We start from the raw sequence: 24,011 nt of genomic DNA, 5'->3' as shown, positions 1-24,011 counted from the left end.
GTCGTCCCCGGGGCGGGGCGCCGGCGTGCCGGCCTGGGTGATCGGGTCACTCATCGCACACGCACCCTCGGGTCGATGAAGGCGTAGGAGAGGTCGACGAGCAGGTTGACCACCACGAAGACCAGCGCGGCCAGCAGGATGATCGCCTGGAGTACCGGGTAGTCCCGGCCACCGCTGATCGAGTCGGTGATCAGCGTGCCGATGCCGCCCCAGTTGTAGACCTTCTCGGTGAGTACCGCACCGGAGAGCAGCGCGCCGGTCTGCAGGCCGATGGTCGTGACCACGGGCAGGAGCGCGTTACGCAGGATGTGCCGGCCGCGGATCGTACGGTGGCGCAGGCCCTTCGCCTCGGCGGTCCGTACGTAGTCCTCGTCCAGGACGTCGAGCACGCTGGCCCGCGTGATCCGCACGATCACCGCCAACGGAATGGTGGCGAGCGTGATCGCCGGCAGGATCAGGTGCCACAACGCGTCCGCGCTGGCGTCGAACTCCCGGGTCAACAGGCCGTCGAGCACGAAGAACCCGGTGACGTTCGTGTTGTCCAGTCCGGTGGTGAGCCGCCCGGACGGCGGGAACCAGTGGATGTTCTGGGTGAAGACGTCCTTGAGCAGGTAGCCCAGGAAGAAGATCGGGATGGAGATGCCGAGCAGGGTGCCGGCGATGGTGAGGTTGTCCGGCCACCGTCCGCGCCAGCGGGCGGCGAGGTAGCCGAGCGGCACACCGAGTCCGACGGCGATGATCATCGCGGCGATGGCCAGCTCGATGGTGGCCGGGAAGGCGCGGCTGATGACCTCGGTGACCGGGTCACCGGTCCGGATCGAGTTGCCGAAGTCGCCGGTGACCACCCGCTGCATGAACTTGCCGTACTGCACCAGGATCGGCTGGTCGTAGCCGAGCGCCTTGGTCAGCAGCTCGCGACGCTCGGGCGTGGCCCGCTCGCCGAGCAGTGCCTCGATCGGGCCACCGGGCAGGTTCCGCAGCCAGACGAAGATCAGCGCCGACAGCGCTATGAGGGTCACCACCAACTGCAACAGGCGGCGGATTATGACTCGCAACATCTCTCACACACCAGACTCTCAAAGATCGCGGATCGGCCCGGGCCGGGAGGAACCCCGGACCCGGGCCGATCACGCCTACGGCCTCAGCCGAGGGACGTCACTTGCTGATGCTGACCGTGTTGAATCGCTCGTCGGTCAACGGGCTGGCCACCACGCCCTTGACATCCTTGGTGACGACGATGGCCGGCGGAGCGTGCCAGACCGGCACGGCCGGCAGCCACTTGGCGGCGATGTCCCGGTTGACCTGCTCCCAGGCCGCCTTCTTGCCCGCGTCGTCGACGATGCCGTCAGCCTTGGCGATGGCGTCGAACATCTCGGTCATCGACTGGTCGCCGAACTCGACCTTGGCCCGGCCGAAGAAGGTGCCGACGAAGTTGCCCGGGTCGTTGTAGTCACCCGTCCAGCCGAGGATGTGCAGGTCCTGCTTGCCGAACTGCTGCACGTCGTCCTTGAAGCCACCGTTCCACGGGCGAGGCACACCGTTGACCTTGATGCCGACGGCCTGCAGGTCGTTGGCGAGGACGGTGAAGATCTCCTGCGGGTTCGGCATGTACGGCCGGGTGACGTCCGGCGGGTAGTAGAAGTTGAGCGTCAGGCCCTCGGCGCCAGCGTCCTTGAGGAGCTGCTTGGCCTTCTCCGGGTTGTACTCGTACTTCTGCACGTCCGGGGCGTAGCCGAGCACGGTGTCCGGCAGGAACTCGTCGGCGACCTTCGCGCCGCCCGGGCCCTTGGTCTGCACCAGCTGCTGGCGGTTGAGGGCGTAGGCGATCGCCTGGCGCACCCGCAGGTCCTTCAGCTTCGGGTTCTTCTGGTTGAGGCCGAGGTAGAGGATGTTGAACGCCGGGCGGTTGATGACCTGGAAGCCCTCACCCTCGAGCGCCTTGCGGTCGGCCGGGGCCGGGAAGTCGATGCCCTGGACGGTGCCGGCACGAAGCTCCTGCTTACGGGTGCTCTCGTCCTTGATGATCTTGATGATCATCTTGTCCACCTTGGCCTTGTCGCCAAAGTAGTCCGGGTTGCGGTTCAAGGTGATCTCGTTCTTGGCCTTGTCCCAGCCACCGAAGGTGAACGGGCCGGTGCCGACCGGGTTGGTGGTGGCGAAGGCGCTGTACTCGAACGAGTCGCCGTTCTGCTTCACCGTGTTGGCGTCGTACTTCTTCAACGCCTCCGGGCTCGCGATCGACAGCGAGGTCAGCGCGAAGGCCCCCGGGAAGGCGCCCTTGTACTGGTTCAGCGTGACGACCGCGGTGCCGTCGCCCTGCGCCTCACACTTGTTGTAGACCGGCTTGCCGGCGGACTCGCTCTCGTTCTTGGCGAAGCCCCCGAAGACGTCCATGTAGTAGATCATCTGGGACTGGGCGGCGGCGCCCTTCATGTTGTACCAGCGGTCGAAGTTGAAGCAGACCGCGGCGGCGTTGAACGGCGTACCGTCGTGGAACTTCACGCCCTGACGGAGCTTGAACGTCCAGACCTTGCCATCCGGGTCGTGCTCCCAGCTCTCCGCCAGACCGCCCTGAAGCTCCGCCGTGCCCGGCTTGTGGCTCACCAGGGTGTCGAACATCTGCCGGACCGGCCGGAACGACTCACCGTCATCGTTGAAGATCGGGTCGAAGTTCTTCGGGTCACCGGCACCCGCGAAGATGAAGGTGCCGCCAGTCTTGGCCTCGCCACTGTCGCCGCGCTCGCTCTCCGCGCAGCCGGCCGCGCCGACCGCCAGAGCGGCAACGGCCGCGATGGCCACGGCCGTTTTTAGCCTTCTCGCCTGCATCTCTCACCTCTGTCATGCGCATGACCACGCCGAGCTGTGGCTCGGTCCGTGTGCGGGAGGCTATGACATGTCACACGTCAAGCGGAACGGGCGTTAGGCAATCGCTACCAAGCCGACACCTTGCGCCGAGGTCTGACAGTCGACGGCACGGCGCAGACAGGGAGCGACACATCGATCCGTGCCGGACCGGACACCGGAACGGGGGCGGCACCGTCGACGACGTCGCGACGCGTCAGGAGGGTGTCGGCCCGGGCACGGGTGGTGGGCAGTCCGCCAGCCGCTCGGCAACCGAACCCGCCGCGGCCGTACCCAGGTCGTGGAAGGTCACGCGGTAGCAGACGTCCGACCTGCTCACCGAGTACATTCCGCTGAAGAGGGCCTCTCCGTACACGATCACCGTGAGATCGGGCAGCCTGCGCACCTCCCGCACCTGCACCCGGGCGCCCTCCGCGACCGCCGCCAACCGGTCGTCGGTCGGCGCCAGGTCGCCGTCGGCGACCACCGCGTCGGCGTACGCCTGCGTGAAGCGGGTCACGTCGGCTTCGGCCCGGGCCTGTTCCGCGCGGCCGTCCGTGGCCATTCGCCGGAACCCCACCTCGATCGCCACGGTGGGGACCGCGATGACCAGGGCCAGCACGATCACCAGCACCGCCGGGGTCCAGGACTGCTGGACCGGCTGCCGTGTCGCCACTCGCCACCTCCAAGTGGTACGCCGGTGGGCCCGCGCTCGACACGCGGGCCCATCGCATCCACTCAGTTGTATCTCATCGTGGCGTCATCGCCGGCAGACCGGCGGCCCAGGGATCAGACGGCCCGGCGCCCCTCGAAGGCCCGGCCGAGGGTGATCTCGTCGGCGTACTCCAGGTCGCCGCCGACCGGCAGCCCGCTGGCCAGCCGGGTCACCGAGATCCCCATCGGCTTCACCATCAGCGCCAGATAGGTGGCGGTCGCCTCGCCCTCGGTGTTCGGGTCGGTGGCCAGGATCAACTCCCGGATGCCGCCCCCACCGAGCCGGATCAGCAGCTCCCGGATACGCAGATTGTCCGGGCCGATCCCCTCCAGCGGATTGATCGCGCCGCCCAGCACGTGGTAGCGACCGCGGAACTCACCGGTCCGCTCGATGGCCACCACGTCCTTTGGCTCCTCCACCACGCACAGCACCTCGTCGGTGCGGCGCGGGTCGCGGCAGATCCGGCACTGCTCGGACTCGGCCACGTTGTAACAGGTCGTGCAGAAGCGCACCAGCTCCTTGACCTTGCGCAGCGCGCCGGCCAGGCGGTTGACGTCGGCCGGGTCGGCCGACAGGACGTGGAAGGCGATCCGCTGGGCGCTCTTCGGGCCCACGCCCGGCAGCCGCCCCAGCTCGTCGATCAGGTCCTGGATGGCACCTTCGTACATCTGCCGGCTCAGAAACCGGGCAGGCCGAGGCCGCCCATGCCACCGGCGACCGGACCCATCTTGCGCTCGGTCAGCTCGCGGGCGGCCTCGGCGGCGTTGTGCACGGCCGCGACCACCAGGTCCTCAAGCGTCTCCACGTCGTCCGGGTCGACGGCCTTCGGGTCGATCTTGATGGCCTTCAGCTCACCGGAGCCGGAGACGGTCGCGGTGACCAGCCCTCCGCCGGCCGTGCCGGTCAGCTCGGCCTCGGCCAGCTCGGCCTGGGCGGCGGCGATCTGCTGCTGCATCTTCTGCGCCTGCTTCAGCATCTGCTGCATGTTCGGCTGTCCACCTGGGCGCACGGATGGCTCCTTCTCGCACTCGTCTGCTCGGCCGCCGCCCAGCCTATCCGCTGGGACCGACCACGCCCCCGTCCGGTACGTGCCCCACGCCGAGCCCTCCGGGTACGGCTATCACTACCCCGAACCGGCCATCTGCCAGTAGTGCGCCGGGACCCGTCGCGCTGGTGTGCTCGACGGCATGAACCTCAACCGCACCGGCCGGGCCGGCGCGCTGTGCTGGGCGGCAGCCGCACCGGTATTCCTCGTCGCCAATCTGGTCACCGGACTGCGCTGGCGGCAGCCGGCCTACAGTTGGGCCACCCACAACATCAGCGATCTCGGCAACGCCCACTGCGGCATCTGGGACACCACCAGACCCCGCTACGTCTGCTCGCCCTGGCACCCGCTGATGAACGCCTCGATGCTTGTCACCGCCGTCCTGCTCGCCGCCGGGCTCCTGCTGACCTGGCGGCTCCTCGGTCGCGGTGGCGTGGTGCGCACGGCGCAGGTCCTCCTGCTGCTGGCCAGCGGCGGCTACGCCCTGGCGGCCCTCTACCCGGCCGACATCGACGAGAACCTGCACGTCCTCGGCGCATTTCTGATCATGGGAATCGGCAACGTCGGTCTGCTGCTCGCCGGCTTCGCACCGGACACCACGACGCTCGGCCGGCGGCGACGGCTCACCCTCGCCGCCGGGCTCGTCGCGCTGGTCGGGTCGGTGCTGTTCTTCGCCCAGCAGGGCCTGGGAATCGGAGTGGGCGGCATGGAACGAGTAGCCGTCCTCCCCTTCCCCCTCTGGGCCTGCTGCCTAGGCGTCCTCCTAGCCGAAACCCGCCCCGTGCGCGATCTTGCACTTCCTGCCCAGAAATAAGAGGGCATTCTCCACAAAACGGCGACCGAAAGTGCAAGATCGCCAAGCCGGGGCGTGCCTAGCGAGCGTCGACTTCGTTGATCTTCTCCGCGCCCAAGGTGTCCCGGAGCAGCCGTACCGCCTGCTCCTCGCTCGACTCCCGCGCGGTCTTCTCGTCGATGATCTCGTCCAGCGGCTCGTCGCCCGGGTCGAACCCCTCGAAGGCCGGGGCCGGTGCCGCGCCGCCGGGCCGGCCGGCCCGCGCGGGGCCGTCGAAGTCCGGGTCGTAGGGCGGCTCGCCGGCCCACTCGGCGTCCGCGACGGGCCGGGCTGCCGCTCCGGTACGCGCACCGCGCCCCGCCGCCGCCGCGCGAGCCGCGGCGATGGCGCTGCTCACCGGCGCACCACCGGCTGTCGCCGGCTGCCGGGCCGCCGGTGTCGGGTTACCCCGCCCGCCCGGCTTACCGCCACCTGCTGCTGCCCCACCCGAACCACCCGGTCCGGTGCCGTTCGCGCCGCCGCCGTTGGGGTTACCGCCGTTGGTGGGGTTACCGCCGTTGGTGCCGCTACCGTTTCCGGCGTTCCCGTTCCCGGCGCTGCCGTTCGCGCCGGCCGAGGTCGGCGCGGAGTGGGAACTCGACTCGTTTCCGGCCGCCACACCGCCGGGGCGGGCCGCTTCCGGCCAGTCCTCGTCATCCGTCGCCTCGGCGACGGGAGCGCCGCCGCCGGGGCGGGCCGCCTCCGGCCAGTCGTCGTCCGCCGCCGGGGCGGACGGAACCGCGCCCCGACCACCAGCACCGGGCGTGGGGGTCGAGCCAGGCGTGGGGTTCGAACCAGACGCGGCGCCAACGCCAGGCACGGCGTTCGAGCTTGGTGTGGCGGTCGCACCCGGCGCGGCATTCGAGCCAGGCGCTGCATTCGAACTCGGCCTGGCGTTCGAGCCGGACCCGGGGTTCGAGCCGGATCCGGGGTTCGAGCCCGACCCGAGGTTCGAGCCCGACCCGAGGTTCGAGCCCGACCCGAGGTTCGAGCCCGACCCGAGGTTCGAGCCCGACCCGGGATTCGAGCCGGGCGCGGGGTTCGGGCTTGGCGCGGCTGGCGGCGTGCTCGTCGGGCCGGCGGCAGTCGGGGTCGTGGCGTTCGTCGGGGCGGGCGGCATGTCCGGCGCGGCTGGTCGGGCCGGCGCGGCGGGTTGCGAGCGCGGTGGGCTGGACAGCGACACGCCTCCGCGCTCGCCGGCCACCTCGCAGCGGATCTGCCAGCGCCCGCCCAACTCCTCGTAGAGCGCGTCGGTGAGCACCGCCGCGTGGTCGGCCATCATCTTGGCCAACACTGTGGACTTGACCGTCAGCACCAGCGTGTCGCCGTCGAGTTCACGCACCACGGCGTCGCGCATCAGGGCGGCGATCCGCTTGTTGGTCCGGTTGACCTTGCCGACCACGTCGGGCCAGACCCGGCGGACCGCGACGGCGTCCAACGCTGCGGCCGGCGCACCCGGTCGGGGGGGCTGGGGCGTGGCCGGGTCGGGCAGCACCGCCGACGGTGGCACCACACGACGGGGGGCCGACCCGGCGGGCGAAACGGGTGCCGACCCGGCGACGGCCGACGCACCGGGTGACGCCGGGATCGGCGAGTCGGCGGCCGAAACGTGCGAGGCAGGTGCGCCCGAGGTCGGACCGTGCGAGGCAGACGCACCGGAGGTCGGAGCGTGCGAGGCAGGCACGCCCGAGGTCGGACCGTGCGAGGCAGACGCGCCCGAGGTCGGACCGTATGACGCAGGCGCGCCCGAGGTCGGAGCGTGCGAGGCAGGCGCGCCGGAGGCCGGACCGTGCGAGGCAGGCGCGCCGGAGGCCGGGCCGTGCGAGGCAGGTGCGCCGGAGACCGAAGCAGCCGGGGCGGGAGCGCCCGAGGTCGCGGCGTTCCGGGTCGGGGACGTGGCCGGGTCGACAGCCCACGGCGGTGCGGAGGTCGGGGCGTTGACGGGTGCTGGGTTCGCGGCAGCCGGGACCGGAGCGGCGTGCTGTGGGCGTACTCCCGGGTGGTTGGTCGGCGCGGAGCCGGCGGCGGCCGGCGGCGCGTCGGTGCCGCTCAGGGTGAGCCGGCGTTCCATCCGTTCGAGGCGTTGGAGCAGGCCACCTGTGGAGTCGTCCGCGCCGGGCAGCAGCATCCGGGCGCAGATCAGCTCCAGCAGCAGTCGGGGCGCGGTGGTGCCGCGCATCTCGACCAGCCCGTTGTGCACGATGTCGGCGCAGCGCGACAGCGTGGCCGAGCCGAGCTGCGCGGCCTGGGCGGCCATCCGCTCGATCTGGTCGCCCGGGCCGTCGATCAGACCCTTCGCGGCGGCGTCCGGCACCTGCTGGATGACGATCAGGTCGCGGAGCCGTTCCAGCAGGTCGGAGGCGAATCGGCGCATGTCGTGGCCGGCCTCGGCGACCCGGTCGACGGTGGCGTACGCGGCGGCGCCGTCACCGGCGGCAAGCGCGTCGCACATCTCGTCGATCAGCGCCGAGTCGGTGACTCCGAGCAGCGCGACGGCCCGCGCGTAGCTGACCCCCTCCGCGCCGGCGCCGGCGATGAGCTGGTCGAGCACCGAGAGGCTGTCCCGCATGCTGCCGCCACCGGCGCGGACCACAAGAGGAAAGACCGCCGGCTCGACGGCGACGCCCTCGGCCTGGGTGAGTTGCTCCAGGTACGGGCGGACCACCTTCGGCGGAAACAGCCGGAACGGGTAGTGGTGGGTCCGCGACCGGATCGTGCCGAGGACCTTCTCCGGCTCGGTGGTGGCGAAGATGAACTTGACGTACTCCGGGGGCTCCTCGACCAGTTTGAGCAGGGCGTTGAAGCCCTGGGTCGAGACCATGTGCGCCTCGTCGATGATGTAGATCTTGAAACGGCTGCTGGCCGGCGCGAAGAACGCGCGTTCGCGCAGCTCGCGGGCGTCGTCGACACCGCCGTGGCTGGCCGCGTCGATCTCGATCACGTCGATGGAGCCGGCACCGTCGGCGGCCAGCGAGCGGCAGGAGGCACATTTGCCGCACGGCTCGGGAGTGGGGCCCTGCTCACAGTTGAGCGAGCGGGCCATGATCCGGGCGCTGGTGGTCTTGCCGCAGCCACGGGGGCCGGAGAAGAGGTAGGCGTGGTTGAGCCGGCCGCTGCGCAGCGCCTGCGACAGCGGCTCGGTCACGTGCTCCTGACCGATGACCTCAGCAAAGGTACGCGGCCGGTACTTGCGGTAGAGCGCCAGCGTCACTCGTCCCGCCTCCTCTCGACCGAGCCATTCTGCGCCGGTCGGGCGCGGGTGACCACCCACCCCGCCGGGCAGCATGGTCGGCGCGCGTTGACCGACTCGGCTTCCGGCCTTGATCGACTCGGCTTCCGGGAAATCGGGGTGTCCGCATGCCCGGGATGCCCCGACATCACGGATGTCGAGTGGATCAACCGGCCCACAGACGAAAAGGCCTCCCGTGCACCCGGCAGAGCTCGCTTATCCTTGCTGCCTTCCGGCCCTGGGGAGGTTCACGAGATACCGCCGCACGGGAGGTGCCGCCAAGCCTACCCGACCGCCCGTCGATCTTCAGGGGGTGGTGGGGTGGCCCGGCCGGCGGGGGCCTGTATCCTGGCTCGCGGAGGATTCGCCTAGAGGCCTAGGGCGCACGCTTGGAAAGCGTGTTGGGTTTACACCCTCACGAGTTCGAATCTCGTATCCTCCGCTCGCCTGAGCTGCACGAACGACAGGGCCGGCCCCCACGGGGACCGGCCCTGAGTCGTCTCCGGGGTGGCGCCAGCCCATCACCCGGACACTCTCCGCGCCCCGCGCCGAAAGCCACCTCTCAAGGTCGCCGCCCCCGAGGGACCGGGTCCCGTCCTCGTCCACGAAGACCGGGCCGATAACCGCGCCCTTCGCGCCGTCGAGCTGGCAGCCGAACGTCCGCGCGCCGCTCAGCACCGTCGGCATGCTCGTGCCGCCGAGCGTGCACCAGCGCAGGCTGGCGTACTCCGGGTTGGCGTCGCGCAGCTCCGTCTTGTAGAGCTTTGTGTCCGCAACCGTGCCGCGCGAGACGCCACCACCCGCCCCGTGGTCTCATCGACGTCGTGACCGAGACGACGTGGCAGTGGGACGAGACTTTGTACGCGGGCAGCGCCCGCCACTACAGCGTCGGACGGCTGCCCTACCCCGCCGGTCTCGCCGACGCCATCCGTACCGCGCTCGACCTCGACGGCACCGGTCGACTCCTGGACGTGGGCTGCGGGCCCGGATCGTTGACGCTGCTGCTCGCGCCCCTGTTCGAGGCGGCGGTGGGCGTCGACGCCGACCAGGACATGCTCGCCGAGGGGCGGCGCAGAGCTGACGGTGTCGGGGTGCTCAACGTCGAGTGGCGACACCTACGCGCCGAGGCCCTGCCGGCCGACCTGGGCGTCTTCCGGGTGGCCACGTTCGCCCAGTCGTTCCACTGGATGGACCGCCCACTCGTGGCTCGGCGCGTCCGCGACATGCTCACGCCCGACGGGGCCTGGGTCCACGTGGGCGCGAACACGCATCAGGGCGTGGCCGGGGACGACCCGCTGCCCTACCCCCGAGCACCCTGGCCGCGGATCGACGAGCTGGTCGCAAGTTACCTGGGGCCGATCCGTCGGGCCGGCCAGGCGTTGTTGCCAGGGGGCACCCCCTCCGGCGAGGCCGAGATCATGCGCGAGGCGGGCTTCACCGACCCCACCTGGATCACCGTCGAACAGGGGGTCGTCGTGGAACGCTCCGTGGACGAGGTCACCTCGGCGGTGTTCTCGCTGTCCAGTTCGGCACCGCACCTGTTCGGCGACCGGCTCCCGGACTTCGAGGCGGATCTGCGCCAGCTCTTGACGACTGCCGCACGGGACGGCCGCTTCGCCGAGAGGCGAAGCGACATCGAAGTGGCGATCTGGCACCCCTGACATCCGGGGTCGCGCCGGGGGTCGCCGCAGTCCCACCGGGGTCGCCGCAGTCACGCCGCGGTCGCCGCGGTCGCTGCGGTCGCGCCGCGGTCGCCGCAGTCACGCCGCGGTCGCCGCAGTCGCGCGTGCCCGAGTGCGCGCCTGTAGAGCTGCCCCATTTGTGGGGCAGCTCTACAGGTAGGCGGACCCGGTGAGGCAGCCCGATCCGACCAGGCGGAAGCAGCCCGTCAGGCGTGGGCGCGGCAGCGGCCCGGTCAGGCGCGGCAGCTCGGCCGGGCGCGAGCGCGAGCGCGAGCGCGGGCACGGTCAGGCGCGGGCGCGGGCGCGGGCGCGGCAGCACCGTCAGGCACGGGCGCGGGCCCAGGAGAGGAAGCGTTCCCTCAGCCGGGTGGGGTCCAGCTCGGCCAACTGTTCGCCGGCCTCGGCCTGAAGCGTCGCCAGGTAGACGGTCAACGCCAGTCGATCGTGTCGATACTCGCCGAGCAACCGCAGCTTCGCCGCCGAGCAGGGCCAGGCGATGCCGCATGCCGCGCAACGCCAGGTGGGGCGAGTCGGTACGTGATCCCGGTGGCGGCGGCGGGGCATGGGCGGGCGGCGGGGCATGGGCGAGCCTCCTTTGCGGTGGAAGAGGGTCACCCCGCCCTCCCCGCCGGGGCGACCCTCTGACTGACGCCGACCGCCGGGCTGCTGCGCCTCCACCGGTCGCGCCGTCTTCTGTGGACCACCCTCGGGCGCGTCACCAGACAGATACACCGCGTAGCGATATGGTCCTCAGATATTTGAGACATCTCGATGGAGGGGCCGTGAACGACGCGTTGCGGGTAGCGCTCAGCGACACCGGACACACCACCGAATCTCTCGCCGAGACGGTCGGCGTCGACCCGAAGACCGTGGGGCGGTGGTTAACCGAGGACCGCATCCCGCATCCTCGGCACCGCCTGGCGGCAGCCGAGGCTCTCCGCAAGAAGGTGCCGGACATCTGGCCGGACACTTCAAGACGTCGTGATCCCATTTGGTTTCGTTCGTGGCAGGAGATCGAGCGGGAGGCGGTGTCGCTTCGGTCATACGAGTCGACCGTCCTGCCGGGGTTGCTGCAGACCGAGGCGTACGCCCGTGCCGTGTTGAGCGGCGCGGGCCTGATCCCCCGGGGTGAGATCGAGCGGCACCTCACGGTCCGACTCGGCCGACAGGGAGTGCTCAAGCGCGACGACCCGCCGCAGTTCACGGCGGTCATCGACGAGGCGATCCTCCGCCGACCGGTGGGTGGCCGGTCGACCATGCGCGAGCAACTGCTGGCCGTGGCAGCGGCCTGCGCCGAGCCGCACATCCGGGTGCATGTCGTGCCCAGCACGGTCGGCGCCTACGCCGGCCTCAACGGGCCGTTCGTGATCGCGCACAGTCCTGACCACCGGGTCGCCGGCTACCTCGACAACCAACTCCAGGGCCAAGTCGCTAGCGACCCAGAGGACATCGCGGCCATGATGGCGGCATGGGAGAACGTGCGCGGGGAGGCGCTGTCCCACTGGCAGTCGGTCGATCTCATCAGGGAAGTGGCGGAGTCATGGAGCTGAACGGCACCCGGTGGCGCAAGAGCAGCCGCAGCAGCGGCAACGGCGGCAACTGTGTGGAGGTCGCCGACAACCTGCCCGACGTGGTCGGCGTACGGGATTCCAAGGACCCGAACGGCCCGGCGCTCGCCTTCGCGCCGACGGCCTGGCGCGCGTTCGTCAGCCAGCTCGCCCGGCGAGCCTGACCGCCCCCGACGCCTCGGTGACCCGCCCGGCTGACCGCGCGCCCAGCGAGATCTTGGAAACTTTCCGTTCCCTCGGCTGAACGGAAAGTGTCCAAGATCTGAGCCGGTCACGGAGTTGGGCTCGCGGCCTCAGCCGGGTTCAACTCCGGTGGCCGGCCAGCATGCCGAGAAAGGCGGCGAACGCCTCCCCGGTGCGGTCGTGTTCACCTGTCGCTCGATCGTCGAGCAGGAGCCCACGCGCCACCCCGAGGACCAACGTGGCCAGCACATCCGCCTGGGGGTGACGGTCGGCGCGTAGCCCGCCGGCGATCGTGGGCAGCCAGTCATGCACCGCCATCACCGGGAAGTTTTGCCAGGGCGTCTCGGCCGGCGGCAGCGCTTGCACGACGCTGAACAGGCGCACGTAGCGTCGGGCAGCCGACCCGGAGAGGGTCGCCCAGGCCGCGGCCAGGGTGTCGACGTAGGGCGTGCCGGGGCGATGCCGCAAGGCATTCTCGAACAGCGCTCGCTGCCGCCGCCGGGCCTCGATCAGCGCCGACCGGACCAGCCGATCCTTCGTGCTGAAGTGATAGATCAGCATGCGGGGGCTGACTCCAACCGCCGCCGCGACCGGCGTCAACGAGGTGACCGGGAGCCCGTGCTCCAGCAGGTGTTCGACGCACCCGTCGAGGAGCCGCTCACGGATCTCCGGCTGTAGACGGCGTCCCATGCCGCCACTTTTTCACGTAACGATTGCTACGTCTAACGTCGAGGACGGAGCGAACTGGTGACGATCCTCCGACGGGAGACAGCGATGAATGTGGTGTTCGTGCACGGAGCCTGCGTCCGCGACGGCGAGTGGTGGTGGTCGCGGGTCGCCGCCGCGCTGCGAGCCGACGGGCTGGACAGCGTCGCGGTCCGGCTGCCGAGCTGCGGCGAGGTGGCGGGTGCCGCAGCCGACTTCGCGGCCGACGTCGCCGAGACCCGACGGGTGCTGCGCGAGGTCGGCCCGGCAGTGCTGGTGGGGCACTCCTACGGCGGGGTGGTCGCGACCGAGGCCGCCGACGCCGGCGAGGTCGCTCATCTGGTGTACGTCTCCTCTTTCCTGCCGGACGTCGGGCAGGCCCTTGCCCACCTCGGCCCGGCGGAGCCGGCCCCCCACCTGGAATTCTTTCCGGATGGCACATTTGGCGCGCGACACGAGTCGGTGCGCGACCTGTTTCTCCAGGACTGCGACGAGCAGGCGGTCGAGGGTGCGGTCGCCCGCCTGACCCGACAGGCCGCTTCGGTGCTCACCGCCCCGGTCCGGTACGCGGGGTGGCGTCACCTGCCGTCGACGGCGATCGTCTGCGCCGAGGACCGGGCCACCCCACCCGCCCTGCAACGGTCCCAGGCCGCCCGCGCGACCCGGACCGTCGAACTACCCGCCGGCCACCACCCGATGCTGTCCCATCCGCAACTGCTCGCCGATGCGGTGCGGACCGCCGCGGTGCCGCCGGGGCGGGTCTGACCACAACCACAACCGGTACGGTGCCAGGCATCGACGGATCACACGACCGTCGTACACATGTTCTATCCACAGGCTGTGGATGGCGGAGGGATCGATGGGTTACCAGCTCAGCGCGGTGGTCGCGGACGCCGAGCTGCTCCGGGAGCACACCGCCGAGCTGGATCACGCGGTCCTCGGCGAGCTGCGCCAGGACTTCGCGCTGCTGCCGATCACCCCGCAGTTGATTGTCGAGCTGACCGGATCACTGCCGGATTACGCGGCGGACGATCCCAGCGCCGAGCAGCCGTTCGCGCTGGTGCTGTCGCCGCCGCTGGTCGAGTTGCTGGAGGCCTGGTCCACGTCGGGGCCGGTGGCGTACCTGGAGGCGGAGTTCTTCGGCGGTGACGGCTACCAGTCGGCGGCGGTGTGGCTGGGCGGGACTCTGTCGTGGGGCCCCCATTTCGCCGACGTCTTCGATGACCCGCGCGAGCAGTGGCCGATCAACTCGGCCCTGACGCGGCTCGGCGCGGAGCCGGGTACGTGGATCGACCCGTTCGCCGAACTGGGGTTGCACCTGGAACGGAACACCGACGGCTGGCTGGCGCACGGACGGCGTCGGCTCAGCGCCGACTACTGGGACGAGCTGGTCGAACAGTGGGAGGAAGAGCGCTGAGGACGCCACCGGGTCGGCCTAGCCGGCGAGCTTCTCGCAGAGCGCCCAGATGGTGTCGCGGTTGCGTCTGTCGAGGACCGCGTCGGGCCATGGGGTGCGCTGGCACCGGCTGTTGACGTAGGTATGGTGCATCCCCTGCGCCTGCTGGCTGGAGGCGAGGTAGATGCTTGATGTCGATGCCTTGACCACCGCTCGGTGCCCGTAGAGGACCGGCAGCGCCAGACGTAGCAGCGGGACGATGGGCCGCGCCAGCGTCGGGTAGGTGTTGGTGGTCAGGCCCTGGTTCAGCGACGTGTACGCGTGGCCGGGGTAGGCCACGTTGAGGGTCACGCCGGTCCCGGTCAGGCGTTCGGCGAACGTGTGGCTCATCGCCATCAGCGCCAGCTTGGTCTGGTTGTAGAACGACAACCCGACGTAGGACTTCTCGCCTTGCAGGTTGTCGAGGTCAATAGATCCTCGCGGAATGCCGCCGGTGATGTTGATGACCCGAGCCGCTGGGACATCCTTCAGCGCCGGCAGCAGCAGGTGGGTCAGTAGATATGGGGCGATGACGTTGGCGGCGAAGGTGGTCTCGATGCCGTCCTCGGTCAGTTCGCGTCGTTCCCTGGTCACACCGACGTTGTTGATCAGCACGTCCAGGCTCCCGTACCGCGCGGTCACCTGGTCGGCCAGTCGGTGCAGATCGCGTCGCCGGGTCAGATCGGCGGTGAGCGTGTCGACATTGCCGTTGCCGGTGTCGCGCTGAAGCTCTACGGCCGCGGCGCCTGCCCGACCACTGTCGCGTCCGACGAGGACGACACGGGCGTCGAGCCGAGCCAGTCCCCGGGCGGTCTCCTTGCCAATTCCGCCCGTGCCGCCGGTCACCAGGACGGTCTTGCCGTTCAGCGTCATCGCCGCCGCCTCCCCTCTACTCAGATCGCCGTCAATGTACGACACCGGGTGACAGGATAGGCATGTGATGTTGTGAAGTAGACTCCGGTGCGTGGCTGAGGGACTACGTGAACGTACGCGGCGCGCGGTTCGCGCAGAGATCGCTCGGGTGGCGCTGGGCCTGTTCGCCGAACGCGGGTTCGACGAGACGACTGTCGACGAGATCGCCCAGGCCGCCGGGCTCACCAAACGGAGCTTCTTCCGCTACTTTCCGGCGAAGGAAGACGCCGTGTTCGGCGGGGTGGACGTCACCGGCGAGCAGGTCGTCGAGGACATCCGCGCACGGCCCGCCGACGAGGACCCGTGGCAGTCCCTGCACCAGGTCTTGAGCCGGTGGGAACGGCAGATCCACACGTCTGAGCAGACGCTCGCCAGCCTCCGCCTGATCGAATCGACGCCGTCGCTGCATGCCCGCCTGTATCAGAAGCGGGCACAGTGGCGCCGACACGTCAGCGACGCGCTGCGCGATCGACCGGGCGTGCGGCTCGACTCGTTCGACGCGGAGCTACTCACCAACGCCGCGGCCGCGATCCTCGACACGGTTTCGCAGGAATGGCTGCGTTCTGACGGCACCGCCGACCGGGCTGCGCTACTTGACCGCGCGTTCGCATTCCTGCACCCGGCAGCCATCATCCGCGGACAGAAAGCCGGCACCGTCGAGACGCGTCCCGCAGGCCGCTGAGAAATACGGGGACCGGCAGCAACCTGAACGCTCCCGTCCCGTTGGGGACTGGGGGATTCCATGAAATTGCGACAATTCGCGTTTATTGCCACGCTGATGACGGCTGCCTGGATTGCTGGCAGCGGAGTGCCGCCGACCGGGCCGATCCCGGACGGCCGGCCCGCCGGCAGCGTGGAGATCATCGACCTGAACGGCCTGCGCAACATCGAGTTCGGTGACACGGAGCAGGAGCTGGCCCGACGCGGCATCCTGCTGACCAATATGGACGCCTGCGGGCCGACGCTCGCCGGCCACGACACCGTCAGCCCGGTCTTCGTGGAGGACAAACTGGTGCTGCTCTGGGTCGGCGACCCGATGCGGACACCGGAGGGCATCACCGCGGGCTCGCCCATCGACGAGGTCTGGGCCCGCTACCCGCAGGTCAGCCGCCTTCACGCTCCACAGGGGACATACCGTCTCGACGGGCTGCTCGCGCGCAGCGGCGACCGCGCGTACCTCTTCCTGCACGACGGACACACGGTCCGAAAGACCATCGCCGGGTACGCCGACTGGGCCCGCCGCCTCTTCGAGGAGGGTGCGGGCCCGTGCTGACCGGCGCAGACGGATCAACGTGACGCGGTGCTGACGCACTCGAGGTCGGTCGCGGGCAACCTGCCGTCGGCGAGATAGGCGATGACCGCCCCGTCCACGCAGGCGTTGCCATAGTTGCCGAAGACTCCGTGGATCCGCGCGTCGCGCAGGGTGAGCAGCCGGGAGCCGGTCAGCGCTCGGTGCATCGCCTGACCGTGCCGGTAGATCGTCCGAGTGTCGCCGGTCGACTGCACGATCAGAGCGGGCACCGCGTTTCCCACCACTGTCGGCCGCTCCCGTGGCCCCTGCGGCCAGAATGCACACGGGTTGATCGCCCTGGTCAGCTCCCCGAACCGCGGCTCGCTGGCGTGATGCTGACGGATGTCCCGCCAGTAGTCCCCCGGGTCGCGGGACACCGGCACGTCGCCGCAGAGGATCGCGGCCTGCGCGCTACCCGTTGCCGACTCGGCGCCGGTCAGCAGGAACGACAGCGTGTCCGCCATCGACGCGGTGGGCGTCGCCGATCCCGTCGTCGCGGCCTGCCGAAGCACCTGGACCGTCTGGGCGAGATCGGCGTGGGACTCGTCCCGGTCGTCGCTGAGCCGGTTGAGCAGCAGGAACGGCAGCGACTGTCGGTCGACCCGGTATTCGCCCACCCGCAGTGAACGGCGGGTCGCGGCGGCCCAGATCCCGTCCAGGACGGCCAGCACCTGCTGGCCCGTGCCGCCCAGGCCGTACCGGTCATGGTGGCGTGCCACCCAGTCAGCCCAGTCGCGTAATGCGACCTCGTTGGCGGGCCCGGCCTCGCGCAGCACCCGCGCGCCGTAGCCCGCCGGGTCGACGGCGCTGTCCAGGACGACCCGGTCCGCACGCTCGGGGAACATCTGCAGGTAGACCGCACCGAGGTACGTGCCGTAGGAGTAGCCGAGGTAGGACAGCTTCGACTCGCCGAGCACGGCCCGCAGGAGATCCATGTCGCGGGCCGTGTTTCGGGTGGTCACGTGCGGCAGCAGGTCACCGCCGCGACGAGCGCACCGGGCGGCGAGATCGCGCTCGAAGGCGATCAGCCGGTCGAAGGACGCGCGGTCCGGCCCGGCCGAGCGGCTCAAGGTGCCGGTCGGCCAGCCGCAGTCCAGTGGGGTGCTGCGACCAACGAACCGGGGATCCAACCCGATCAAGTCGAACGTCGCCCCGACGTCACCCAGCCACTGCCGGATCGGCAGGACATCCGACATCCCCGGCGCCCCCGGACCGCCGGTGTTCAGCAGCAGGACGCCGACCCGGCGCGCGGTGTCGGTCGCCGCGAGCCGGGACAACGCGAGGGTGATGGTGGCGCCGCGCGGGCGGGCGTAGTCCAGTGGCACGGTCAACTCGGTGCAGCTCGCGCCCGCCTGATCCAACTCCGCACCGGGCTGGTCGGCCGAATCCCGCTGACAGGTGTGCCAGAACAATCGTTGTCGCTCGTAGCCGCCCAGATCATTGGCATCGGCCCGAACCGGGCCGGCCACGGCCGTGACGGTGATGGTGACGGCGGCCAGCACCGCTACCGTTCGCGTCGCGCTGGTGAGCACAGCATTCCAGGTCATCGCTCTCGTCTCCCTCGTCGTCGGATGTGTCGTCGGATTCGTCGTCGGGGAGCCCGGCCGGCGGCGGGTCACCGGGCCTCACAGAGCGCGGCGTGGAGGGTCGTCCGCAGCGCCTGCCAGCTCTCGTACGACGCCGGTTCGTCGTTCACGACGAGCTGCGCCCGTCGACCGTCGGCGGTGACGCCGCCCAGGGTGCGGAAGCCCGGCGTCGTCCCGCCGTGGCCCCAGTACAGGGTTCCGCCACAGTCGTCCAGCGGCGTCGAGATGATCCCGAGGCCGTATCGGGCGGCGGGCCACAGTCGGTCCGGGTCGGCCGACACGGTCTCGGTCAGCGCCGCGAGGCGGACGGGGTCGAGTAGCTGACCGCCGAGCAGCGCGGCGAAGAAGCGATTCTGGTCGGCGAGGGTCGAGACCAGCGCCCCGCCGGCCCCGCCGTACGACATATTGAACTCCGTGACGTCTCGCCGCCGCTCGGCAGCGGCCAACGCGTAGCCGCGCGGATGCGCCCCCCGGATCCGCACCGAGTCGCCCGGCCAGTAGGTATCGGTCAGGCCCAGCGGACCGATGATCCGCCGACCGATCTCCTCGCCGATGTCGCGGCCGGTGACCTGCTCCACGATCAGGCCGGCAAGGACGTAGTTTGTGGTCGAGTAGTGCCAGCCCGCACCGGGCGACGGCTGGGCCAGTGCCATCGCGACCAGCTCCGCCGACGAATAGTGCCGGTACCGCCACCGGTCCACCCGGTCCCAGTCCAGCGCGTCGACATGGTCGGGCAGGCCGCTTGTGTGCCGCAGCAGATCACGCACGCTGATCCGTCGACCGTCGTGCCCGATGCCCCGGATCAGGCCGGGCAGGTACGCCTCGATGGGGACGTCAAGCCCCAGACGGCCCTCGGCGACGAGTTGCAGCACCACTGTCGCGGTGAACGTCTTGGTGGAGCTGCCGATCCTGATCCGCTCGTTGACCTGCATCGGCCGGCCCGTTCGCAGGTCGGCCCGGCCCTCGACGGCGGACCACCGGCCGCACTCGGGCCCGTGCACCTCGATGGCCGCGCCGGCCAGCCGGTGGATGGTGGTCAGGTCGTGCAGCGCGGCCGTCGTCGCCGGCCGGGTGGAACACCCCTGCCCTGGTCGGTGGGCCGCAGCCGGCGCGCTCGCAGCACCGACGGCGAGCAGGACGACCCCGGCGAGCACGCCGAGACGTTGCGGTTTTCTCATGTCATCGACGCTAGGGACGGCCGGGTGCGCCGACGAGGGAGCAGGGACCCGAACCAATGGTGTAGCTGGCTACACTGCCCGGGCCTCCGTTGTGGACGCAGAATATGACGATGCGGCGGGCATGGTTCGCAACGACGTACCTGGTGACGGGCGGCTCCACCGCGCTCGTCGCGGTGGTCTCGATCGGCGCGCTGGCCGGGGCACTCGGGTTGAGCCTCGTCCTGGTCGGCCTCCCGCTGCTGGCCCCGGCCGTGCGCTTCCTCGGATGGCTCGCCGGCCTGGAACGACGCCGCGCGCACCGACTGCTCGTCGCGCTGGCCGGGGCCGAGCCCCGGGAGCCCGAGCCGACACCTGTCGAACGGCTACGCGCCGCCGCGGGTGACGTGGCCACCTACCGAAACGTGGCCTGGCTGGCCGCGCATGCCATCGTCGGAGTGCCGCTCACGGCCGGCGTGCTGCTGCTCTGGGTGTTCGCGCTCGGCGGGACGATCGTCCCGCTCACGTGGTGGGTCGCGCCGGACGAGGCACCACTCACCTTCGTCGTGCCGATCACGAGCTGGGGCGACGCACTGCTGGTGCCACCCCTGCTCGCGCTCGCCGCGTTGACGCTCCTGCGGTCGGCCGTTCCGGCCTTCGGCGTGGCGTACGCGCGGGCCGCCCGGACAGCGCTCGCGCCGTCGTCGCGGAGCCGGTTGGAGCGCCGGGTCACGGAACTGACCGCCACCCGGTCCGGCGCGCTCGACGCGCACGCGGCGGAGCTACGACGGATCGAGCGCGACCTGCACGACGGCACCCAGGCCCGGTTGGTGGCGATCGCCATCCACCTCGGTGTCGCGCAGGGTCAACGAGCCGTCGACCCGGCGCTCGCCGACCAACTGATCGACCGCGCCCGGACGAACGTCGAGGCCGCGCTGACCGAGCTACGGGCCGTGGTGCGAGGCATCTATCCGCCGATTCTCGCCGACCGGGGGTTGCCCGGTGCGGTGCACGCACTCGCGGCCGACTGTCCGGTGCCGCTCACCGTCCGGGTCACCCCGCTGCAACGACTACCGGCGGCGCTGGAGAGCGCCGCCTACTTCGTCGTCGCGGAGGCACTGGCCAACATCGCCCGACACAGCCGGGCGACAGGCGGCGACCTGCGGGTCGAACACCGGGCGGGCCGGCTCGTGGTCAACGTGAGCGACGACGGCGTCGGTGGCGCACGGACATCGACGGGCACCGGCCTGACCGGCATCCGCCGTCGGGTCGCGGCGTTGGACGGCAGGGTCGAGCTGAGCAGCCCCGTCGGTGGGCCGACGGTGCTGCGCGTGGAGTTGCCGTGCGCGTCCTGATCGCCGAAGACAACATCCTCCTCCAGGAGGGGCTCAACCTGCTGCTCAGCACCGCCGGCTTCGAGGTGACGGCCGCGGTGGATTCACCTGCCGACATCCTCGCGGCGATCGACCGGCAGCGGCCCGACGTCGCCATCGTGGACATCCGACTGCCACCCACGTTCCGCGACGAAGGGCTCCGGACCGCCTTGACCGCCCGCCGGCAGCACCCGGGGCTGCCGGTGCTGCTGCTGTCCCAGTACGTGGAGCGCGCCTACGCGACCGAGTTGCTCGCCGACGGGCAGGGCGCTGTCGGTTACCTCCTCAAGGACCGGGTGTCCCGGGTCGAGGAGTTCCTCGACGCGCTGCGCCGGGTCGCCGCTGGCGGCACCGTGCTGGATCCCCAGGTCGTGGCGCAACTCGTCGCCGCCCGGCGTAGCCCGCTCGCCGGCCTCACCCCACGCGAGCGCCAGGTGCTCGCGTTGATGGCGGGAGGCAGCACCAACACCGGCATCGCCACCCAGCTCGTGGTCACCGAGCGGGCGGTGAGCAAGCACATCGGCAACATCTTCACCAAACTCGACCTGCCGCCCGACACCGACGTGCACCGCCGCGTCGCCGCCGTGCTCACCTTCCTCAATGGCCCGGGCAGGTGAGCAGCGCTGAGCGGGCCGGTCCGCTGGGGACCGGCCCGTCCGTCACACCTGGTCAGGCGACGACATCAGCGCAACGACCGCCAGAAGTCGTACGAGTGGTCTGCGGCGAAGGTCGTCGTGCCCGATGCCGTGCCGTTCGCGAACACCCGCGCGTACGGGGCGGCACCGTGCAGTCGGGGCCAACCGGCCCGACCCGTCCGGGCGAAGTCGCTCCAGACCCGGACCATCTCGTCGGAGAGCCGCTGCTGGGCGGGCGTGAACGCCTCGGCGTAGTCGACACTGAACAGGTACGGCAGTTCGGCGCAGTGGTACGCCCCGGTGGGGAAGGTCGGCTCCGGCCCCTTGGTGAAGAACGGCGCGTCGTCGTCGGCGAACTCGTACAGGTACGTCGGCACCCGTCGAGCGAACGCCAACGCGGCGGAGTAGATCGGCTCGGCGTAGTCGTGGTCGGTCAACACGGCGCCCAGCGTCTCGCTGGCGACCTGCTTGTCATTGCGGGGATAGCGGGCCAGCACGTCCTCCGCCCGGTCACCGAACATGCCGCGTACCTGGTCCCGGTACTGGTCGTCGGTGAGCGGGCACGACTCGGACTCGTCCCCCGGCTGCGGCTCCGGGCAGTTCAGGCCGCTGTGCTCCATGCCCCACACCACGAGGCGGGACTCGTCGCGGTTCGTGCCGGTCAGCACCGGCACCGGATGCAGCCTCCCGGCGGCCAGGGCTGCGGCCGGGTCCACCGGCAACGTGCGGCCGTCGACGACCGGGCCGAGGTCGACACCGGCACCCGGGTAGCCGGCCGTTTCGGCCAACCGGGCGGGGTCACGTCCGCGCAGGCAGGCGGCGACCGTACCTGGGTCGGTGCAGCCGATGTTCCGGGCGAACTCCTCGGCCGCCCGGGCGGCCTCGACCCGGGTCTGGACCGGGTTGGCGCACGAGTTGCTCTGCAGGATCGCGCGGTGGAACAGGCCGGCGGAGCCGGGTGCGGCGAGGTGCGCGCAGACGCTTGTCGCCCCGGCGGACTGGCCGAACAGGGTGACATTGCCCGGGTCGCCGCCGAAGGCCGCCGCGTTGTGCCGCACCCACCGCAGCGCGGCCTGCTGATCCTGCAGGCCGAAGTTGCCGGTGATCCCACCGGGACCGGCAAGGGCCGGATGCGCCAGGAACCCGAGCGCGCCGAGCCGGTAGTTCACCGTGACCACGACGACGTCACCGTCGGCGGCCAGTCGCTGCCCGTCGTACACGTCGCCCCTGCCGAACCGGAAGTCCCCGCCGTGCAGCCACACCATGACCGGTCGGGGTTTCCGCGCGGCGGTACGTGGGGTCGTGACGTTCAGGTGGAGGCAGTCCTCGGCCGCCGAGGCACTGTCCATCGGCAGCCCCTGCAGTTGGGCGCAGGCGGCGCCCGGCCTCGTCGCGTCGCGGACGCCGGTCCAGACCAGACTCGGCTGCGGTGGGGCCCACCGCAGCGGGCCCAGCGGCGGACGGGCGTACGGGATGCCCTGGAACGACAGGTGGTCGGCCGAGACGGTGCCGCGTACCGCGCCCTGGTCGGTTCGGACGACGGCCGCGCTGCGGCGGTCGGTCGCCGCGGCCGGGCCGACAGTCAGCGCCGGCGCGAGGAGCGCGACGGCGCCCATCACGACGGCCCACCTGGGGTACGGGATCCTGGTCATGACTGTCCTCCTGGTCGAAGCCGGTACGGCGTACGAGCCGTGTTGCGGTGAGCATGCCGATCCGTCAATCGTTCGCCCAGAGAGCTCTAGTACGCCGAGCCGTACGACCGGCGAGCATCGACGGGGCGGCCGTCGGTGCTCTAGTGCGCTACGGTCACTGGCGACCGTCGGGAGGCGCACCGTGACCGAGTTCGACGAGTCCACTCCGCCCTATCTGCGCATCGTCGGGGAGTTGCGGCGGCGCATCACCGCGGGCGAGTTGAGCCCCGGCGACCGGGTGCCGTCGACCCGCCAGATCGTCCGGGAGTGGGGGGTCGCCATGGCGACCGCCAGTCGGGCGCTCACCCTGCTCCGGCAGGAGGAACTGGTCCGGGCGGTGCCCGGCGTCGGCATGGTGGTGACCGGTCCCGATTCGACGCCGGTCGGTCGGGCCGCACGGGTCGACGCAGGTCAGCGTCCGCGCAGAGGGGTGACCCGCGACCAGGTGGTACACACCGCCACCGAGATCGCCGACGCCGAGGGGTTGGCCGGGTTGAGCATGCGGCGCATCGCCACCGAGTTGGATGTGCCGACCATGTCGCTGTACCGGCAGGTGCGGGGCAAGGAGCAACTTCTGCTGCTGATGGCGGACGCCGCGTTCGCCGCCCACCGGCTGCCCCGCACGCTTCCGGTCGGGTGGCGTGCCCAGTTGGAGTTGCTCTGCCGACTCCAGTGGTCGATCTACCGCCGGCATCCCTGGCTGGCCCAGGTGATCTCGGTGACCCGTCCGCTGATGGCGCCGCACGCCGTCGCGCACACCGAGTGGGCTCTGCGCGCCCTCGCCGGGCACGGCGTGGACCAGCACACCCAGCTGCATCTGGTGGCCGCCCTGGCCAATCACGTACGCGGCACGGCGGTGAACCTGCAACAGGGGGCCGAGGCGGAGCAGGACACCGGCCTGACCGACGACGAGTGGATGGTGACGCAGGCCGAGGTTTTCGCCGGACTGCTCACCGCCGGCGAGTTTCCGCACCTGGCGCGGCTGTCCCGGTCGGAGATCGATCTCAACGTCGACAGTCTCTTCGAGTTCGGCCTGCAACGCCTGCTCGCCGGGGTGGCCGAACTTCTCGAACATTGACGGATCTTGTCCACTTTGTGGAGTTTCATGCCAACATGGGGCGCGAAGAGGCTTTT

Annotated in this window: 23 protein-coding genes, 1 tRNA gene and 1 other RNA gene; 12 read left to right on the top strand and 13 right to left on the bottom strand. The window is 70.8% G+C overall.

Annotated elements, in window-relative coordinates; all coding sequences use genetic code 11:
- Positions 1-50 precede the first annotated feature (50 nt).
- The 5 genes from ACPXBU_RS22505 to ACPXBU_RS22485 form a co-directional block, all read right to left on the bottom strand.
- Positions 51-1,058: an ABC transporter permease gene (locus tag ACPXBU_RS22505; protein WP_393369229.1), complete on the bottom strand. Its 1,008-nt coding sequence runs from the start codon at positions 1,056-1,058 to the stop codon at positions 51-53.
- Between the two features lie 97 nt (positions 1,059-1,155).
- Positions 1,156-2,826: an ABC transporter substrate-binding protein gene (locus tag ACPXBU_RS22500; RefSeq protein ID WP_393369226.1), complete on the bottom strand. Its 1,671-nt coding sequence runs from the start codon at positions 2,824-2,826 to the stop codon at positions 1,156-1,158.
- A 232-nt stretch (positions 2,827-3,058) separates the two neighbouring features.
- Positions 3,059-3,517, bottom strand: a complete 459-nt coding sequence (locus tag ACPXBU_RS22495; RefSeq protein ID WP_425759552.1) for a hypothetical protein — start codon at positions 3,515-3,517, stop codon at positions 3,059-3,061.
- A gap of 113 nt (positions 3,518-3,630) precedes the next feature.
- Positions 3,631-4,224, bottom strand: coding sequence for a recombination mediator RecR (gene recR / locus ACPXBU_RS22490; RefSeq protein ID WP_393369223.1), 594 nt, complete (start codon positions 4,222-4,224; stop codon positions 3,631-3,633).
- Positions 4,225-4,232: 8 nt separating this feature from the next.
- Positions 4,233-4,541 (bottom strand): YbaB/EbfC family nucleoid-associated protein, encoded by a 309-nt coding sequence (locus ACPXBU_RS22485; protein WP_007466279.1) that lies wholly within the window; start codon positions 4,539-4,541, stop codon positions 4,233-4,235.
- A gap of 202 nt (positions 4,542-4,743) precedes the next feature.
- Here ACPXBU_RS22485 and ACPXBU_RS22480 point away from each other — a divergent pair, with 202 nt between their 5' ends.
- Positions 4,744-5,415, top strand: coding sequence for a DUF998 domain-containing protein (locus ACPXBU_RS22480; RefSeq protein WP_425759551.1), 672 nt, complete (start codon positions 4,744-4,746; stop codon positions 5,413-5,415).
- A 58-nt stretch (positions 5,416-5,473) separates the two neighbouring features.
- Here the strand turns inward: ACPXBU_RS22480 and ACPXBU_RS22475 are convergent, their stop codons facing one another.
- Both ACPXBU_RS22475 and ffs read right to left on the bottom strand, forming a co-directional pair.
- Complete coding sequence (locus ACPXBU_RS22475; protein ID WP_425759550.1) at positions 5,474-8,644, bottom strand: DNA polymerase III subunit gamma and tau; 3,171 nt, start codon at positions 8,642-8,644, stop codon at positions 5,474-5,476.
- A 203-nt stretch (positions 8,645-8,847) separates the two neighbouring features.
- Positions 8,848-8,937: signal recognition particle sRNA small type (gene ffs / locus ACPXBU_RS22470), an RNA gene on the bottom strand.
- A gap of 82 nt (positions 8,938-9,019) precedes the next feature.
- Here ffs and ACPXBU_RS22465 point away from each other — a divergent pair.
- Together ACPXBU_RS22465 and ACPXBU_RS22460 are read left to right on the top strand one after the other, a co-directional pair.
- A tRNA-Ser gene (locus tag ACPXBU_RS22465) sits at positions 9,020-9,104 on the top strand.
- Positions 9,105-9,486: 382 nt separating this feature from the next.
- On the top strand, positions 9,487-10,323 hold the full coding sequence (locus tag ACPXBU_RS22460) for a class I SAM-dependent methyltransferase (RefSeq protein WP_425759549.1): 837 nt from the start codon (positions 9,487-9,489) through the stop codon (positions 10,321-10,323).
- Positions 10,324-10,665: 342 nt separating this feature from the next.
- On the opposite strand, the gene ACPXBU_RS22455 is transcribed toward ACPXBU_RS22460, so the two are convergent.
- Positions 10,666-10,926: a flavin reductase gene (locus ACPXBU_RS22455; RefSeq protein ID WP_425759548.1), complete on the bottom strand. Its 261-nt coding sequence runs from the start codon at positions 10,924-10,926 to the stop codon at positions 10,666-10,668.
- A gap of 200 nt (positions 10,927-11,126) precedes the next feature.
- Between ACPXBU_RS22455 and ACPXBU_RS22450 the strand changes: the two genes are divergently transcribed.
- Positions 11,127-11,894, top strand: coding sequence for a Scr1 family TA system antitoxin-like transcriptional regulator (locus ACPXBU_RS22450; protein ID WP_425759547.1), 768 nt, complete (start codon positions 11,127-11,129; stop codon positions 11,892-11,894).
- Positions 11,885-12,076: a DUF397 domain-containing protein gene (locus tag ACPXBU_RS22445; protein ID WP_393369208.1), complete on the top strand. Its 192-nt coding sequence runs from the start codon at positions 11,885-11,887 to the stop codon at positions 12,074-12,076. Before ACPXBU_RS22450 ends, ACPXBU_RS22445 begins: the two co-directional genes overlap by 10 nt.
- Positions 12,077-12,215: 139 nt before the next feature.
- Here ACPXBU_RS22445 and ACPXBU_RS22440 read toward each other — a convergent pair whose 3' ends face one another.
- On the bottom strand, positions 12,216-12,785 hold the full coding sequence (locus ACPXBU_RS22440; RefSeq protein ID WP_393369205.1) for a TetR/AcrR family transcriptional regulator: 570 nt from the start codon (positions 12,783-12,785) through the stop codon (positions 12,216-12,218).
- A gap of 57 nt (positions 12,786-12,842) precedes the next feature.
- On the opposite strand from ACPXBU_RS22440, the gene ACPXBU_RS22435 reads away from it, so the two are divergent.
- Together ACPXBU_RS22435 and ACPXBU_RS22430 are read left to right on the top strand one after the other, a co-directional pair.
- Complete coding sequence (locus ACPXBU_RS22435; protein ID WP_425759546.1) at positions 12,843-13,565, top strand: alpha/beta hydrolase; 723 nt, start codon at positions 12,843-12,845, stop codon at positions 13,563-13,565.
- 94 nt (positions 13,566-13,659) lie between these two features.
- Complete coding sequence (locus tag ACPXBU_RS22430) at positions 13,660-14,217, top strand: hypothetical protein (protein WP_425759545.1); 558 nt, start codon at positions 13,660-13,662, stop codon at positions 14,215-14,217.
- Between the two features lie 18 nt (positions 14,218-14,235).
- Here ACPXBU_RS22430 and ACPXBU_RS22425 read toward each other — a convergent pair whose 3' ends face one another.
- Complete coding sequence (locus ACPXBU_RS22425) at positions 14,236-15,153, bottom strand: SDR family NAD(P)-dependent oxidoreductase (RefSeq protein ID WP_425759544.1); 918 nt, start codon at positions 15,151-15,153, stop codon at positions 14,236-14,238.
- 46 nt (positions 15,154-15,199) lie between these two features.
- Here ACPXBU_RS22425 and ACPXBU_RS22420 point away from each other — a divergent pair, with 46 nt between their 5' ends.
- Together ACPXBU_RS22420 and ACPXBU_RS22415 are read left to right on the top strand one after the other, a co-directional pair.
- Positions 15,200-15,829, top strand: a complete 630-nt coding sequence (locus tag ACPXBU_RS22420) for a TetR family transcriptional regulator (RefSeq protein WP_425759543.1) — start codon at positions 15,200-15,202, stop codon at positions 15,827-15,829.
- 96 nt (positions 15,830-15,925) lie between these two features.
- Entirely contained in the window at positions 15,926-16,420 is a 495-nt protein-coding gene (locus tag ACPXBU_RS22415; RefSeq protein ID WP_425759542.1) for a hypothetical protein, read from the top strand.
- 14 nt (positions 16,421-16,434) lie between these two features.
- Here ACPXBU_RS22415 and ACPXBU_RS22410 read toward each other — a convergent pair whose 3' ends face one another.
- The gene (locus tag ACPXBU_RS22410; RefSeq protein ID WP_425759541.1) at positions 16,435-17,985 is read right to left on the bottom strand and encodes an alpha/beta hydrolase; all 1,551 of its coding nucleotides are present in this window, start codon (positions 17,983-17,985) and stop codon (positions 16,435-16,437) included.
- A 68-nt stretch (positions 17,986-18,053) separates the two neighbouring features.
- The gene (locus ACPXBU_RS22405) at positions 18,054-19,202 is read right to left on the bottom strand and encodes a serine hydrolase domain-containing protein (RefSeq protein WP_425759540.1); all 1,149 of its coding nucleotides are present in this window, start codon (positions 19,200-19,202) and stop codon (positions 18,054-18,056) included.
- A 110-nt stretch (positions 19,203-19,312) separates the two neighbouring features.
- On the opposite strand from ACPXBU_RS22405, the gene ACPXBU_RS22400 reads away from it, so the two are divergent.
- Together ACPXBU_RS22400 and ACPXBU_RS22395 are read left to right on the top strand one after the other, a co-directional pair.
- Positions 19,313-20,533, top strand: a complete 1,221-nt coding sequence (locus ACPXBU_RS22400; RefSeq protein ID WP_425759538.1) for a sensor domain-containing protein — start codon at positions 19,313-19,315, stop codon at positions 20,531-20,533.
- Positions 20,521-21,168: a response regulator gene (locus tag ACPXBU_RS22395; protein WP_425759537.1), complete on the top strand. Its 648-nt coding sequence runs from the start codon at positions 20,521-20,523 to the stop codon at positions 21,166-21,168. The genes ACPXBU_RS22400 and ACPXBU_RS22395 overlap by 13 nt, the downstream gene beginning before the upstream one ends.
- A 65-nt stretch (positions 21,169-21,233) precedes the next feature.
- Here the strand turns inward: ACPXBU_RS22395 and ACPXBU_RS22390 are convergent, their stop codons facing one another.
- Entirely contained in the window at positions 21,234-22,838 is a 1,605-nt protein-coding gene (locus ACPXBU_RS22390) for a carboxylesterase/lipase family protein (protein ID WP_425759536.1), read from the bottom strand.
- Between the two features lie 181 nt (positions 22,839-23,019).
- Here ACPXBU_RS22390 and ACPXBU_RS22385 point away from each other — a divergent pair, with 181 nt between their 5' ends.
- Entirely contained in the window at positions 23,020-23,955 is a 936-nt protein-coding gene (locus ACPXBU_RS22385) for a TetR/AcrR family transcriptional regulator C-terminal domain-containing protein (RefSeq protein WP_425759535.1), read from the top strand.
- Positions 23,956-24,011: the final 56 nt, after the last annotated feature.

Origin of the sequence: Micromonospora sp. DT231 (assembly GCF_049847025.1) — a bacterium.
In the GTDB taxonomy this organism is placed as follows: domain Bacteria; phylum Actinomycetota; class Actinomycetes; order Mycobacteriales; family Micromonosporaceae; genus Micromonospora.
The sequence above is the reverse complement of the archived record's forward strand: the minus strand, read 5'-3'. Positions and strand labels throughout refer to the sequence as shown.

Coding starts and splice junctions, on each gene's coding strand:
- ACPXBU_RS22505 (WP_393369229.1), bottom strand. CDS start 1,058: ATGTTGCGAGTCATAATCCGCCGCCTGTTGCAGTTGGTGGTGACCCTC.
- ACPXBU_RS22440 (WP_393369205.1), bottom strand. CDS start 12,785: ATGGGACGCCGTCTACAGCCGGAGATCCGTGAGCGGCTCCTCGACGGG.
- ACPXBU_RS22485 (WP_007466279.1), bottom strand. CDS start 4,541: ATGCAGCAGATGCTGAAGCAGGCGCAGAAGATGCAGCAGCAGATCGCC.
- ACPXBU_RS22410 (WP_425759541.1), bottom strand. CDS start 17,985: ATGACCTGGAATGCTGTGCTCACCAGCGCGACGCGAACGGTAGCGGTG.
- ACPXBU_RS22405 (WP_425759540.1), bottom strand. CDS start 19,202: ATGAGAAAACCGCAACGTCTCGGCGTGCTCGCCGGGGTCGTCCTGCTC.
- ACPXBU_RS22430 (WP_425759545.1), top strand. CDS start 13,660: ATGGGTTACCAGCTCAGCGCGGTGGTCGCGGACGCCGAGCTGCTCCGG.
- ACPXBU_RS22390 (WP_425759536.1), bottom strand. CDS start 22,838: ATGACCAGGATCCCGTACCCCAGGTGGGCCGTCGTGATGGGCGCCGTC.
- ACPXBU_RS22400 (WP_425759538.1), top strand. CDS start 19,313: ATGCGGCGGGCATGGTTCGCAACGACGTACCTGGTGACGGGCGGCTCC.
- ACPXBU_RS22445 (WP_393369208.1), top strand. CDS start 11,885: ATGGAGCTGAACGGCACCCGGTGGCGCAAGAGCAGCCGCAGCAGCGGC.
- ACPXBU_RS22415 (WP_425759542.1), top strand. CDS start 15,926: ATGACGGCTGCCTGGATTGCTGGCAGCGGAGTGCCGCCGACCGGGCCG.
- recR (WP_393369223.1), bottom strand. CDS start 4,224: ATGTACGAAGGTGCCATCCAGGACCTGATCGACGAGCTGGGGCGGCTG.
- ACPXBU_RS22500 (WP_393369226.1), bottom strand. CDS start 2,826: ATGCAGGCGAGAAGGCTAAAAACGGCCGTGGCCATCGCGGCCGTTGCC.
- ACPXBU_RS22480 (WP_425759551.1), top strand. CDS start 4,744: ATGAACCTCAACCGCACCGGCCGGGCCGGCGCGCTGTGCTGGGCGGCA.
- ACPXBU_RS22455 (WP_425759548.1), bottom strand. CDS start 10,926: ATGCCCCGCCGCCCGCCCATGCCCCGCCGCCGCCACCGGGATCACGTA.